We start from the raw sequence: 13,067 nt of genomic DNA, 5'->3' as shown, positions 1-13,067 counted from the left end.
TATAATGGCACTTATAATTGATAAAAAAATACTGCTACCCGTTAATGCTCAATCGCTAATTTCGCGTACTCATAATTTGCTACAAGACTACTTAGCAATTAGTAAATTTAAAGTGGTAGCTATGCTGGTACTAACAGCTTGGGTTGGTTTAGCGCTGGCTCCTGATGTAGGGCGAGGCATGGCTGTACAGTTTATTAGCTTGTTAGGTATAGGGCTACTTTCTGCTGCTGCAGCGGTTATTAATCATGTGGTTGATAGTGAGATAGACTCAAAAATGGCAAGGACTCGTCATCGTCCTGTGGCTAAAGGGCGTTTAAGTAAAACACATGCGCTTAGTTTTGCAGCTGTTATTGGGGTTGCTGGTTTTATTATGCTAATGGTGTGGGCTAATACCTTAACCGCTATATTAACGTTATTTGCATTGGTAGGTTATGCATTTGTTTATACATCATTTTTAAAGCGTGCTACACCGCAAAATATTGTTATAGGTGGGTTGGCTGGCGCAATGCCTCCATTATTAGGTTGGGTGTCAGAAACAAACCAAATGGCAGCAGCCCCTTGGTTACTTGTAATGATAATATTTACCTGGACTCCGCCACACTTTTGGGCGCTGGCTATAGCACGAAAAAATGATTATGAACGCGCTAAAATTCCTATGTTACCAGTAACCCATGGAATCGACTTTTGTAAAACGTGCGTCGTTGCCTACTCCGTTTTACTCGCTGTAGTTTGCGTATTACCTTATTTAATTGGTATGTCTGGATTAATCTATTTGATAGGTGCATGTGTATTAAATGCCGTGTTTATATATAAGGCGGTCAAATTAAAAATTGCTGGAAATGATGAGACTGCAATGGACTTATTTCGTTTTTCGATTATTCATTTAATGGTACTCTTTGTAATCTTATTTATAGATAAATGGCTCCCTTTATGAAGCAGTTATGGCTTGGATTAATTGTTGTTTTTGTTTTGTTTTTATCAGCATGTTCAAATGAAAATAGTCCACCAGATGTAGATGCATTAGTTTACGAAAATGCAAAGCCATTGTCTGATTTTACGTTAAACGATCAGCGCGGCGAATTAGTGACTAAGCAACAATTTGTAGGACAGTGGAATTTAGTATTTTTAGGCTACACAAGCTGTCCAGATATTTGTCCATTAACACTTGCTAAGTTAAATGCTGTTTATAAAAACTTACAAGCAGATTATCCGCTACAAATTTGGTTTTTATCGGTTGATCCAAAACGCGATACACCAGCTAAACGAAAGCAATATATAGATTACTTTAATCCTGACTTTTTAGCTGTATCAGGGGAACATAAACACCTTTTTCCTGTTGTTAGAGAGCTTGGTTTAATTTACGCGATTAGCGATAGTAGTGAATCAGAATATGCAGTTGATCATAGTGCTTCGGTCGCTATGGTTGATCAAAATGGAGCCGTTAGAGCTATTTTTAAACCAGAATTTAAACAAGGTAGTGTGCCATTAATTAACGCGACGATTTTAACGCAAGAGTTTAAAAAAATAGCCGATTACTACAAAAACTAGTTTTTACTTTTTACCAATTTGAAAGGAGCTTTAGGCTCCTTTTTTTGTTTTTTAACGATGATTTAAATTTAATTAAGCATTTTATGGCAATTTTAATAACTAGGGCTAAGCTTTTGTTATGAATTGAATTGACAGGGAATGCACCTACTAAATGCTAAAACTTCCAAGCGAACTTGCTATTACGCAAGTTGAAACACTACATCAAGATTTACTGCACGAAATCAATAGCAACGATGATATCTGTCTTGATATTAACGATGTAATTTCTGCTGATACTGCCTCAATTCAACTTTTATGCGCCTTACAAAAACACCTACTTACCATACAGCACAAAATCATTTGGGTAGGCAGTAGCGAGGCCTTAACACATACAATCAATAAACTTGGCTTAAGCCAATACTTAACAACCGAAAGTAAAAGTTAGGGGTATATATGAAAAGAATTTTAGCGGTTGATGACTCAGCATCGATGCGTCAAATGGTGAGCTTTACATTAAAAACCGCAGGGTTTGATGTAACCGAAGCTAAAGATGGCAGTGAAGCTCTCGCTATTGCCAAGCAGCAAGACTTTGATGCCGTGATCTCAGATGTAAACATGCCAATAATGGATGGAATTACATTAATACGAGAGCTGCGTACTTTGCCTAGTTATAAATTTACACCATTACTGATGCTTACAACTGAGTCGGGTTTAGAAAAAAAAGTAGAAGGTAAAGCTGCTGGGGCAACAGGCTGGATTGTTAAACCATTTAATCCCGATCAGCTACTAGCGGTAATTAAAAAAGTTATTCGCTAAGGAGCGCAGTGTGAGTATAGATTTAAGTCAATTTTTTGAAGTTTTCTTTGAAGAGAGTTTTGAAGGCCTAGATACCATGGAGGCTGAGCTATTAAACTTAGTGCCAGGTGAGGAAGATTTAGAAACTATCAACACTATTTTTAGAGCTGCTCACTCAATAAAAGGAGGCAGTGGGACATTTGGTTTTAGCTCCGTTGCTGACTTTACTCATGTACTTGAAACATTACTAGATCAAATTCGCCAAGGTGAACGAGAGCTTAGTACCGAGCATGTTAATTTATTACTCAAAGCTGTGGATTGCTTACGCGCTTTACTTGCTGCACTTCAAGGTGAACAAGAGCCAGATTTAACCGAAGCAGATTTGTTAAAAGTACAATTTGAACATGTACTTGGAATGAAAAACGAAACACAAGAGAATAAACCTCAAAGCTGTGAAGAGCAAACAAGTAGTAATACCTATCAAATAGACTTTAAACCTCATCATCATTTATTTAAAACAGGAAACGAGCCACTGTATATGATCAGTGAGCTTGAAGAGCTAGGTGAGTTAGAAACCACAGCATTTTACGATGAAGTTCCAGAAATCAACGATTTAAGTAGTGATGAATGTTTTTTACATTGGCGCTTTTTTTTAAGCACTAGCCATGATGAAAAAGCCATAAAAGAAGTGTTTGAATGGGTTGAAGACGATGCCGATATAAAAGTTGAATTATGTGGCGGCTTATTTGGCAATGATGAGCCAATTCCACCTAATCAAGATGAGATACCTAAAGCTGTTGAGCTTGAAGAACCCGATTCAATAAAAGTAGCTGAGTTACCAAGTAAGCCACAGCAACCCGTTGCTAATAAAGATAAAAAACCTGCAAGTACACCAGAGTCTACCTCCATTCGCGTTGGCATTGATAAAGTTGATTCGTTAATAAATATGGTAGGTGAACTTGTTATTACACAAGCCATGCTAAATCAACTCAGCGAACAAGAAATCACACCAGCCACAATCACTTTACTACAAGAAGGCTTAGCACAACTTGCACATAATACGCGTGATTTACAAGAAAATGTGATGCGTATTCGTATGCTCCCAATTAATTTTGTATTTAGTCGTTTTCCTCGATTAGTGCGAGATATAGCGCAAAAGCTAAATAAGCAGGTTGAGCTAAAGCTGATCGGAGAGCAAACCGAGCTTGATAAAACAGTAATGGAAAAAATATCTGACCCTATGGTGCATTTAGTAAGGAACTCACTTGATCATGGGTTAGAGACTGTTGAGCAAAGACTGGCGGCAGGTAAAGATCCCGTTGGCACAGTAACCTTAAATGCATTTCATCAGGGTGGAAACATCGTTATTGAAATAATGGATGATGGACAAGGGTTAAATACAAAAAAAATAAAAGAAAAAGCCATCGCTAACGAATTAATCTCAGCTGATAACCATCTCAGTGACGATGAAATAAATGAGCTTATTTTTATGCCGGGCTTTTCGACAATGGATGAGGTAAGTGACTTATCTGGACGTGGAGTTGGGATGGATGTTGTTAAGCGAAATATCCAATCATTAAATGGCTCAGTGGAAGTAACCTCAGCGCCCGGTGTTGGTTCTACGTTTACTATTAGATTACCCCTTACTCTCGCTATTTTAGATGGGCAATTAGTTAAGGTGGCTCAGCATACTTATATTATTCCGCTCATTTCTATTGTGGAGTCACTGCAAATTGATATTGCAAAAGTGAGTCGAGTGGGTAAAAGCCTTGATGTATTGAGGCTTCGAGACGAATACATTCCTATTTTAAGGCTTTACGATATTTTTAATCATAAAAATGCTATTGAATCACTCGATAAAACGCTGCTTGTTGTTGTAGAAACAGATAACCAAAAGGTGGGTTTATTAGTTGATGATTTACTGTCTCAACAGCAGGTTGTTATTAAAAGTTTAGAGGCAAACTACCATAAAGTGGATGGCGTATCGGGAGCCACTATTTTAGGAGATGGGCGTGTATCGCTGATTGTGGACATTAGCGGCTTGATAAAGCTCTCAGGCTTAAAAAAGCCAGGTAGCCAAGAACTAACTATTGAAACGCAAGCCACTTTGGAGGCGTTATGAGCTCAGATCAAAGCCAGTTAAGTAACCAATTAAATCTTCAGCAACAGCAAGGTGTAAAACAGTTTTTAACTTTTATTATGGCTGATGAAGAATATGGCGTTGATATTTTAACAGTACAAGAAATTCGCAGTTGGGAAGAAATTACAGTACTGCCCAATGCACCTGAATTTGTAAAAGGCGTTATTAATTTACGCGGAACAATAGTGCCAATTATTGATTTACGGTTACGCTTTGGATTACCAAGTGTCGACTATGGACCATTAACGGTGGTTATCGTTGTCAAAATAGAATTTGAACTAGGTAGTAAAATTATAGGTGTTGCTGTTGATGCCGTCTCTGATGTTTACAGTATTGCGGAGCAAGATGCTAAAGCAGTTCCTAGTTTGTCTGAATCGAGTAATTGTGAATATGTAGCTGGGTTGGTGAATGTTGGTGAAAAAATGGTAGCGCTAATTGACCTGCAAAAAACAATGAATATTTAGCAAATAGAAACTAAATGAATAATAAACTTAAAGGTGGTGATGAGCATGGGATGGTTTAGTAATCCAAAGCAGTCAAAATCAAGTAATGATTTAATTGTAGACGCATTGAATAAATCATTAGCGGTGATTGAATTTGAACCTAACGGAAAAATAATTACTGCAAATATGAATTTTCTAAACGCGATGGGCTATCGTCTTGAGGAGGTTCAAGGCCAGCATCACTCGATGTTTGTTGACCCAGATGAAGCTCAGGGCAACGATTATAAAAACTTTTGGCAACGCCTGCGTAATGGCGAGTTTATCTCAGATGAGTTTAAGCGTAATGCAAAAGGTGGAGCTGAGGTATGGATCCAAGCAACTTATAACCCAATTGTTGATGAGCAAGGGCAAGTATTAAAAGTAGTTAAGTTTGCCACCGACGTGACTGAGCAAAAGTTAATAACAGCAGAAGCTTCAGGGCAAATTAGTGCTATAAGTAAATCTCAAGCGGTTATCGAATTTAATTTAGATGGCACTATTATTGATGCCAATGATAACTTTTTAAATGCGCTTGGCTATCAACTTAGCGAGATTAAAGGCCAGCACCATAGGCTTTTTATTGATCCCGAACATGCAAATAGTATCGAATATAAAGAATTTTGGGCCAAACTAGGTCGCGGTGAATTTGATTCTGGGGAATATTTAAGAATAGGAAAGCAGGGTCAGGAGGTTTGGATTCAAGCATCTTATAACCCAATTTATGATATGAACGGCAAGCCGTTTAAAGTGATTAAATATGCATCTGATATTACTGAACAAAAAGAGCTTGAAAAAGCATCTCGCAAAGCAGCCGATTTAGCAAATGCGCTTAAAGTTTGCCAAGCAAACGTAATGATTGCTGATGAAAACCTTAAAATAGTATTTGTGAACGACCGTGTTCAGCAAATGCTAAAAGTCCGCGAAAAAGAATTACAAACCGTATTGCCAAGCTTTTCTGTTGATAATTTAATTGGCACCTGTGTTGATGATTTTCATAAGCACCCTAATCATCAACGTGATTTATTAAAAAACCTAGATAAGCCCTATAAAGCCGAGCTACTGTTAGCAGGTGTCACTTTTACCTTGATTGCTTCACCTTGGATCAGTCAAGACGGAAAGCATTTAGGCACCATTGTTGAGTGGGAAGATAGAACCAATGAAGTTGCGCTTGAAAAAGAAATCGCTGAGCTTATTGGCGCTGCAGGTAATGGCGAATTAGATACAAGAGTAGCGGAAGATGGGAAGGAAGGGTTCTTTTTACGTTTGGCCCAAGGGTTAAATAGCTTAGTTAAAATAGTTGATGATGCCGTTGCCGACACTGGCAATATGCTCGATGCGATGGCAAGTGGTGATTTATCAAAACGTATTGAAAAAGAATATAAAGGTTCTTTTGATAAGCTTAAACGCGACGCAAATGCAACGGCAGATAAATTAACAGAAGTGATTAATCGCATAAATTCATCGGCAACGTTAGTAGCCAGTGGTGCAGAAGAAATTTCTCAAGGTAATGCAGATTTAAGTCAACGTACAGAAGAGCAAGCATCATCACTTGAAGAAACCGCTTCAAGTATGGAGGAAATGACCAGTACCGTTCGTCAAAATGCTGATAACGCAAAAGTGGCAAACGATTTAGCAGAAGAAACATGCGAAAAAGCAATTCAAGGTGGTGAGGTTGTAAATAGAGCAGTTACGAGCATGTCGGCAATTAATGAGTCGAGCAAAAAAATTGCAGATATTATCGGTGTAATAGACGAAATAGCGTTTCAAACGAATTTATTAGCGCTTAATGCCGCAGTGGAGGCAGCAAGAGCGGGTGAGCAAGGTCGAGGCTTTGCAGTTGTTGCAGGTGAGGTTCGTAACTTAGCGCAGCGCTCTGCGGGCGCAGCGAAAGAAATTAAAGAGTTAATACGAGATAGTGTAGGCAAAGTAGCTGATGGCTCTCAATTAGTTAATGAGTCGGGCGCTACACTTAAAGAGATTGTTGTGTCGGTGCAAAGAGTGACGCAAATGATTTCTGATATTACAGAGGCATCTGAAGAACAAAGTGCAGGTATTGAACAAGTTAATAAAGCTATTTCTCAAATGGATGAAATGACGCAACAAAATGCCGCTCTAGTAGAGCAAGCCTCTGCTGCTGGTGAGTCTATGGCTGAGCAAGCTAATGAGATGCGCCGATTACTTAACTTTTTCTCAGTAGATCAGCAAGAGATGACAATGATGTCATCAACTATGCGAACCCCTGAAATATCTCATAAGCCGCAAAGTCGTTTTGTGAGTAACAAGCCAAGGGGTGATAACTTTGTAGACTCAGCTGATGAGTGGGAAGAGTTTTAATATTTAGCCTTGTTATGCCTCGTCTAATAAATAGTTACAGCGAGGCACTACTTGTTAGCGTTAGGTTTAATTGAGAGCGAACAATGAAAGAGTTTTTGTGTACCGACCGCGACTTTAAGGAAATTGCCAGTTTAGTTTACAGCGCATGTGGAATTGTATTAGGGGATCATAAGCGAGAGATGGTTTATTCACGCTTAGCAAGACGTATTAGGGAGCGTAAATTAACTGATTTTAAAGCTTACTTAGAGTATCTGAATAGTCATAAAGATCAGGAATTTGATGCCTTTATTAATGCAATAACAACGAACTTAACGTCTTTTTTTCGTGAAATACATCACTTTGAATTTATAAAAACTGAGCTTGTACCTGCTCTTTTAAAGGCAAATAAAAACAGTAAACGAGTAAGAATCTGGTCTGCAGGTTGCTCCACAGGGGAAGAGCCTTACAGTTTGGCGATGACTTTAAATAACGCATTTCCGAGCAATTGGGATGTAAAAATACTAGCAACCGATTTAGATTCTAATGTATTGGCAACAGCACAAAAAGGTATTTACACCGCAGCGAATGTTAATGGCTTAGATGACGTGCAGCTTAAGCGTTGGTTTTTAAAAAGCAAAGACGGTGAAAATTATAAAGTTAGAGATAAACTAAAAGAGTCTATTTCTTTCAAGCGTTTAAACTTATTGCAAGACTGGCCAATGAAAGGATCATTTGATCTTATTTTATGTCGTAATGTTGTTATTTACTTTGATAAAGAAACAAAAGATCAGCTTTTTAAGCGCTACGCCAATATATTAAATGAACAAGGTTATTTGTTTTTAGGCCACTCAGAAAGTATGGGTAAAGAGCATTCGCAATTCAAAAATTTAGGGAAAACTATGTACCAAAAGGGACAAAATGCACGCTGAGTTTAGGCCGGTATTACCTAACTTTGAACATATTAAACGATACTGGGATTCGGGCCGAGGTAGCGTTGTTGCTAAAGTACTTCCGGGTGAGTTTTATGTTTCTAAAAATAATGAACTGATCTCTACAGTTCTGGGTTCGTGTATTGCGGCTTGTGTATACGATGAAGTACTTGGTATTGGCGGGATGAATCACTTTATGTTACCAATTCAAAAGGGAGTAGAACTTAAAAATGCGCATAGTTTAAGTTGTCGGTACGGTAATTGGGCTATGGAGTATCTTATAAACGAAGTTTTAAAAAATGGCGCGTCTCGGTGTAACCTAAAAGTAAAACTTTTTGGCGGGGGGAAAATTATTAGTGCGATGACTGATATAGGGCTGGGTAATATTAGTTTTGCAGCAGCGTATATTAAAGAAGAGGCATTAAATCTAGTTGCCCACGATATGGGTGGACCATGGCCACGAAAAATATTTTTTCATCCGAACACCGGTAAAGTTCATATGAAAAAACTTAAAAACCTACATAATAATACGATTGAAAAACGCGAAGTTCGTTACTTACAAAATCTTAAAAAGCAAGAAGTAGTAACCGATATAGAGCTGTTTTAGGAGTATGCATGATTAAAGTATTAATAATTGACGACTCCCCTTTAATTAGGCGTTTACTCACTGAAATATTACAACAAGCTAAAGACATTACAGTAGTGGGGAGTGCAGAGGATCCCTATGAAGCTCGCGAAATGATAAAAAAACTCAGTCCTGATGTATTAACGCTCGACGTAGAAATGCCAAAAATGGATGGTATTAGTTTTTTAAAAAACTTAATGCGATTAAGACCAATGCCAGTAGTGATGATTTCAACTCTGACGCAAAAAGGCTCCCCTATCACACTAGAAGCACTCGAATTAGGGGCTGTTGATTTTATAGCTAAGCCTACTAATAACGTAAGAGAGCAATTGAGCCAATATGCATCACTTGTCCAACAAAAGGTGCGAATAGCTGCTGGAGCAAGAGTAAGAAGCTATAAAAAAACGGTCGTCACAAATGAGCCTATTAATACCCATTCTCAGTTTTTACTTAATAAAGTAATAGCGATAGGTGCTTCAACGGGGGGGACTGAGGCTATAAAAGAAGTGCTTATTAAAATGCCACAAAATTGCCCGCCAATTGTAATTACTCAGCATATTCCTCCTGTGTTTAGCGCTTCATTTGCTGAGCGAATGAATCGTACATGTACGATAAATGTGAAAGAGGCTGAACATGGCGATAAGCTTAGCACTGGCTGGGCTTATATAGCACCGGGTGGGTTTCATTTAAGTATTAAAAAACGAGGTGTTAGCTTGTATTGCCAGCTTGATGATGGCGAGCCGGTGAACAGACATAAACCTGCGGTAGATGTGTTGTTTAACTCATTAGTTGAAACTGGGGCTAAAAACGTAGTTGCAGCCATACTAACAGGAATGGGGAGTGATGGCGCAAAAGGGTTGCTTGCACTAAAACAAAACGGAGCACATACCTTGGCTCAAGATGAGTATTCGTCTGTGGTATGGGGTATGCCTAAAGCAGCTGCTGAGCTAAATGCAGCTGACGAGATAGTTGCGCTGGATAAAATAACCCAGCGGCTTTTACATCAGGCTGTTAAGGTTTAGATGCTTCAATTACCCAAGGCTGCGAAAACCAAAAGTAATCACCAGGGCTTGAAATAGAAGGGGCCGTGCAATTAAAACGAGAACGCCCTTTATTAAGCACCTTTGGTGAGGTGATTTCGACAGTATTTTTAGTTATCCATTTTAAATCTGCTTGGCCTACGCTTGATACATAACAGGCAAATTGGCTCTTATGAAAATCACCCATCTTAAATTCAATTGTGAGCGTGGGTGGATTTTGCTGTGTAACGCTATCTTGATAAGTTAAATTGGTGATATTAAACGCGCGTGAGTTAAGCTTAGTAATAAGGGTTTCTAGTTTGCTGTAAAAGCCTGATGCAGGAAAACGCGGCAAGCGGCTAAAATTAGAATCTTTATTTACAGCGCCTGAGTGCTGGCCAATACCCACAAAACCAAGCTCTGTCACGAGTGCTTGCAGCTCGTTATTAAACTCACCATACGGGTATGCTAAGTATTTATAGTCGTGGCCTATTTCTTCTTTTATGCGCTTTTGAGAGTTAAGAATATCTTGCTTAATACGTGATTGCCATTGTGCATCGGTTTCGTTTTCAAGCTTAAGGTGTAAGTAATCATGTTGTCCGCTATGATTGGCTATTAATGCCCCTTTTTTAGATAATTCTTTGAGCTTATCCCACCCCATTACGTAACTCATACCTTCGTCTATTAATTTAGGATTTACAAAGATAGTGTACGGGTAGCCAAACTTTTCTAAAATAGGTGCGGCTTGTTCATAGTTATTGTTATAGCCATCATCAAAGGTGATGGCGAGAGTTTTATCAGGTAAAGTTTCACCTTGTTGAAGCGCGCTAATTAACTCATTAAGAGGAATAACGTTAAAGTTGTGCTCTTTTAAATAGCTTAAATGCTCCGTAAATGTATTTGCGCTAACGCTCGTTACTGCGGGTAGGGTTTCACTAACATGATGATACTGTAAAATAACGGCTGCTTGAGCCCGTACAGATACACCAATGAGGATAAATAATACTAAATGAAACAATTTCTTATACATAATAAGGCACACCATAAAAGCTTGTTGTTGTTAGCGGGTCCGATGATACTATCAAATATCACAGTGCCGTTGTTAGGAATTGTTGATACCGCTGTAATTGGGCACTTAGGAAGCGCTCATTACTTAGCGGGTATTGCCCTTGGCTCTGCAGTTATATCTATTTTATTTTGGCTTGCTGGCTTTTTAAGAATGAGTACCACGGGGCTCGTGGCACAAGCATACGGAAAAAACGATTTAACCCAACTTGCCGCTTTACTTAAACGCAGCCTATTGCTTGCAAGCGCAGTGGCTGTGCTATTAATTGTGTTATCCCCATTAATAAAGCACGCTATAGCTTACCTCTCCGCAGCCAATGGCGACGTACTTGCCCAAGCTTATCAGTATTTTAGCATTCGTATTTTTAGTGCTCCAGCAGCATTGTGTAATTTAGTGTTACTGGGTTGGATGCTTGGTGTACATTATGGTCGAGGCCCATTTTATTTATTACTCGTCACTAATATCGTTAATATAGTACTCGATATTTATTTTGTTGTTTATTTAGATTGGGCAGTTGCAGGCGCTGCATGGGCGTCACTTATTGCTGACTATACAGCACTAGTATTTGCACTGTTTTTAGTGGCTAAACTAGCTAAAAAACAAGACATTGATCTAAATGTACCGAACTGGTTGAGTATTAGCAAAATGGCTGAATTATTGAGTTTGAATAGAGATATATTTATTCGCTCTTTAATACTGCAATTATGCTTTAGTTTTATGACATTTTACGCGGCGCGTATAGGCGAAACCACATTAGCTGCTAATGCTGTCTTACTTAACTTTTTAATGTTGGTGAGCTTTGCTCTTGATGGCGTTGCTTACGCCTCTGAGGCAAAAGTAGGGCAAGCTAAAGGCCAAGGAAGTGTTAAGAGTATAGAGCTGTGGGTTAAAATAAGCGTATTTTGGGGTATGCTTTTTGGTGTGTTATATAGCCTATTTTTTGCATTATTTGGCAACACCATAATCAAGCTTTTAACCAATGTGCCAGAGGTTATTCAAGAGGCAACGCATTATTTACCATGGATAATAGTATTACCAATTTTGGCCATGAGCTGCTTTTTGTTTGATGGTGTTTTTGTAGGGCTTACGCGAGCAAAGAACATGCGTAACAGTATGATACTTTCAGCTGGAGTTGGCTTTTTTGGTGTGTTTTGGGTGTTTATAGACTGGCAAAATAACGGGTTATGGCTGGCTATGAGCTGTTTTATGTTAATGCGCGGGGTTACATTAATAATTAAATATCACCTCTTAAAAATAAATAATCAGCTATTAGATTAAATAAATGGTTTATTTCCAGAGATCGGGGTCGTGGTGTTTAGGGCCCATATCTTTTAAAACTTGTGAAAAACGATTGGCAAAAATACCGCAGTAGCCCCAACCGGCAAAAAATAATGCGGGGAGTAAAATTATAACGCCAATTATTTGTAAGCTGTAGTGGGTGTAATACCCAATAGATATGAATATCACGGCTAGCACAAACAGTGCTAAGCCGCGAAAAAAGCGCTTTAAGCTCAGCTTAGGATTGCTCCCTAAGCGATAGATAAGCTGCTTTAGCATTTACAAGGCCTAATAGTAAGAGTGATCGCCCGCTTCGTGTTCTGTTATATCAGCAACACCGGTGATTTCTTCAAACTTAGCTATCATTTCTTTTTCAATGCCTTCTTTTAGTGTTACATCGATCATAGAACAACCGTTACAACCACCACCAAACTGAAGTATAGCTATACCTGCAGCTGTAATCTCAACAAGGCTTACTTGACCACCGTGGTTAGCAAGTTGTGGATTTACTTCGGTTTCTAGCATGTGCTGTACACGTTCGTTTAACGATGCATCGTCACCTATTTTACGCGCCTTTGCATTTGGTGCTTTTAGCGTTAACTGAGTACCCATTTTGTCGGTAACAAAATCGATTTCAGCTTCTTCTAAAAATGGCGCACTTTCTGCATCTACAACGGCATCAAAACCGTTAAAGTTTAGGCGAATATCGCTCGCTTCTACAGCGTCTTCTGGACAATAAGACACACCACATTCCGCTTGTGATGAACCAGGGTTTACAACAAACACACGAATATTGGTTTGTTGTGATTGATCTGCTAATAGTTTAGCAAAATGCGCTTGCGCTGTTTCGGAAATAGAAATCATAAAACCATCTATACTTGACTAAATTACTC

At 38.7% G+C, this 13,067-nt stretch carries 14 protein-coding genes; 11 read left to right on the top strand and 3 right to left on the bottom strand.

The genetic code is table 11. The features are described from left to right. Nucleotides 1-4 precede the first annotated feature (4 nt). The 10 genes from cyoE to AC5NT5_RS16040 all read left to right on the top strand — a co-directional run bounded on the left by cyoE (nt 5) and on the right by AC5NT5_RS16040 (nt 9,833). Nucleotides 5-934, top strand: coding sequence for a heme o synthase (cyoE, locus tag AC5NT5_RS16085; RefSeq protein WP_494514319.1), 930 nt, complete (start codon nt 5-7; stop codon nt 932-934). Then, nucleotides 931-1,548, top strand: coding sequence for an SCO family protein (locus tag AC5NT5_RS16080; RefSeq protein ID WP_494514318.1), 618 nt, complete (start codon nt 931-933; stop codon nt 1,546-1,548). Before cyoE ends, AC5NT5_RS16080 begins: the two co-directional genes overlap by 4 nt. A 151-nt stretch (nt 1,549-1,699) precedes the next feature. Then, nucleotides 1,700-1,972, top strand: a complete 273-nt coding sequence (locus AC5NT5_RS16075) for an STAS domain-containing protein (protein WP_182755386.1) — start codon at nt 1,700-1,702, stop codon at nt 1,970-1,972. 8 nt (nt 1,973-1,980) lie between these two features. Next, nucleotides 1,981-2,343: a response regulator gene (locus AC5NT5_RS16070; RefSeq protein ID WP_002959593.1), complete on the top strand. Its 363-nt coding sequence runs from the start codon at nt 1,981-1,983 to the stop codon at nt 2,341-2,343. A gap of 10 nt (nt 2,344-2,353) precedes the next feature. After that, nucleotides 2,354-4,444 carry a chemotaxis protein CheA gene (locus tag AC5NT5_RS16065; protein WP_494514317.1) on the top strand — a complete coding sequence of 697 codons (2,091 nt, stop codon included), beginning with the start codon at nt 2,354-2,356 and terminating at the stop codon, nt 4,442-4,444. Further along, the gene (locus AC5NT5_RS16060) at nt 4,441-4,926 is read left to right on the top strand and encodes a chemotaxis protein CheW (RefSeq protein WP_002959588.1); all 486 of its coding nucleotides are present in this window, start codon (nt 4,441-4,443) and stop codon (nt 4,924-4,926) included. The genes AC5NT5_RS16065 and AC5NT5_RS16060 overlap by 4 nt, the downstream gene beginning before the upstream one ends. 45 nt (nt 4,927-4,971) lie before the next feature. Next, a complete protein-coding gene (locus AC5NT5_RS16055; RefSeq protein ID WP_494514316.1) occupies nt 4,972-7,278 on the top strand; it encodes a methyl-accepting chemotaxis protein in 2,307 nt (768 codons plus the stop codon). A gap of 83 nt (nt 7,279-7,361) precedes the next feature. Next, a complete protein-coding gene (locus tag AC5NT5_RS16050; protein WP_494514315.1) occupies nt 7,362-8,186 on the top strand; it encodes a CheR family methyltransferase in 825 nt (274 codons plus the stop codon). After that, complete coding sequence (cheD, locus tag AC5NT5_RS16045; RefSeq protein WP_039489124.1) at nt 8,176-8,793, top strand: chemoreceptor glutamine deamidase CheD; 618 nt, start codon at nt 8,176-8,178, stop codon at nt 8,791-8,793. Before AC5NT5_RS16050 ends, cheD begins: the two co-directional genes overlap by 11 nt. A gap of 8 nt (nt 8,794-8,801) precedes the next feature. Beyond that, a complete protein-coding gene (locus AC5NT5_RS16040) occupies nt 8,802-9,833 on the top strand; it encodes a protein-glutamate methylesterase/protein-glutamine glutaminase (protein ID WP_182734524.1) in 1,032 nt (343 codons plus the stop codon). On the opposite strand, the gene AC5NT5_RS16035 is transcribed toward AC5NT5_RS16040, so the two are convergent. After that, nucleotides 9,823-10,860 carry a polysaccharide deacetylase family protein gene (locus tag AC5NT5_RS16035; RefSeq protein ID WP_494514314.1) on the bottom strand — a complete coding sequence of 346 codons (1,038 nt, stop codon included), beginning with the start codon at nt 10,858-10,860 and terminating at the stop codon, nt 9,823-9,825. The genes AC5NT5_RS16040 and AC5NT5_RS16035 overlap by 11 nt on opposite strands. Here AC5NT5_RS16035 and AC5NT5_RS16030 point away from each other — a divergent pair. Continuing rightward, the gene (locus AC5NT5_RS16030) at nt 10,840-12,174 is read left to right on the top strand and encodes an MATE family efflux transporter (RefSeq protein WP_518528054.1); all 1,335 of its coding nucleotides are present in this window, start codon (nt 10,840-10,842) and stop codon (nt 12,172-12,174) included. The two genes, AC5NT5_RS16035 and AC5NT5_RS16030, sit on opposite strands and share 21 nt — an antisense overlap. Nucleotides 12,175-12,183: 9 nt before the next feature. Here the strand turns inward: AC5NT5_RS16030 and AC5NT5_RS16025 are convergent, their stop codons facing one another. Beyond that, nucleotides 12,184-12,453 carry a hypothetical protein gene (locus AC5NT5_RS16025; RefSeq protein ID WP_002959572.1) on the bottom strand — a complete coding sequence of 90 codons (270 nt, stop codon included), beginning with the start codon at nt 12,451-12,453 and terminating at the stop codon, nt 12,184-12,186. Nucleotides 12,454-12,462: 9 nt separating this feature from the next. Beyond that, entirely contained in the window at nt 12,463-13,038 is a 576-nt protein-coding gene (gene nfuA / locus AC5NT5_RS16020) for a Fe-S biogenesis protein NfuA (protein ID WP_002959571.1), read from the bottom strand. Between the last annotated feature and the right edge of the window lie 29 nt (nt 13,039-13,067).

Source organism: Pseudoalteromonas sp. J2K-J599, assembly GCF_059295115.2.
The sequence above is the reverse complement of the archived record's forward strand: the minus strand, read 5'-3'. Positions and strand labels throughout refer to the sequence as shown.

What these genes read in the sequence shown, in the direction of transcription:
- AC5NT5_RS16025 (WP_002959572.1), bottom strand. Translation starts at nt 12,453, where the DNA reads ATGCTAAAGCAGCTTATCTATCGCTTAGGGAGCAATCCTAAGCTGAGC.
- cheD (WP_039489124.1), top strand. Translation starts at nt 8,176, where the DNA reads ATGCACGCTGAGTTTAGGCCGGTATTACCTAACTTTGAACATATTAAA.
- AC5NT5_RS16080 (WP_494514318.1), top strand. Translation starts at nt 931, where the DNA reads ATGAAGCAGTTATGGCTTGGATTAATTGTTGTTTTTGTTTTGTTTTTA.
- AC5NT5_RS16075 (WP_182755386.1), top strand. Translation starts at nt 1,700, where the DNA reads ATGCTAAAACTTCCAAGCGAACTTGCTATTACGCAAGTTGAAACACTA.
- AC5NT5_RS16055 (WP_494514316.1), top strand. Translation starts at nt 4,972, where the DNA reads ATGGGATGGTTTAGTAATCCAAAGCAGTCAAAATCAAGTAATGATTTA.
- AC5NT5_RS16040 (WP_182734524.1), top strand. Translation starts at nt 8,802, where the DNA reads ATGATTAAAGTATTAATAATTGACGACTCCCCTTTAATTAGGCGTTTA.
- cyoE (WP_494514319.1), top strand. Translation starts at nt 5, where the DNA reads ATGGCACTTATAATTGATAAAAAAATACTGCTACCCGTTAATGCTCAA.
- AC5NT5_RS16050 (WP_494514315.1), top strand. Translation starts at nt 7,362, where the DNA reads ATGAAAGAGTTTTTGTGTACCGACCGCGACTTTAAGGAAATTGCCAGT.
- AC5NT5_RS16070 (WP_002959593.1), top strand. Translation starts at nt 1,981, where the DNA reads ATGAAAAGAATTTTAGCGGTTGATGACTCAGCATCGATGCGTCAAATG.
- AC5NT5_RS16030 (WP_518528054.1), top strand. Translation starts at nt 10,840, where the DNA reads ATGAAACAATTTCTTATACATAATAAGGCACACCATAAAAGCTTGTTG.
- nfuA (WP_002959571.1), bottom strand. Translation starts at nt 13,038, where the DNA reads ATGATTTCTATTTCCGAAACAGCGCAAGCGCATTTTGCTAAACTATTA.
- AC5NT5_RS16060 (WP_002959588.1), top strand. Translation starts at nt 4,441, where the DNA reads ATGAGCTCAGATCAAAGCCAGTTAAGTAACCAATTAAATCTTCAGCAA.
- AC5NT5_RS16035 (WP_494514314.1), bottom strand. Translation starts at nt 10,860, where the DNA reads ATGTATAAGAAATTGTTTCATTTAGTATTATTTATCCTCATTGGTGTA.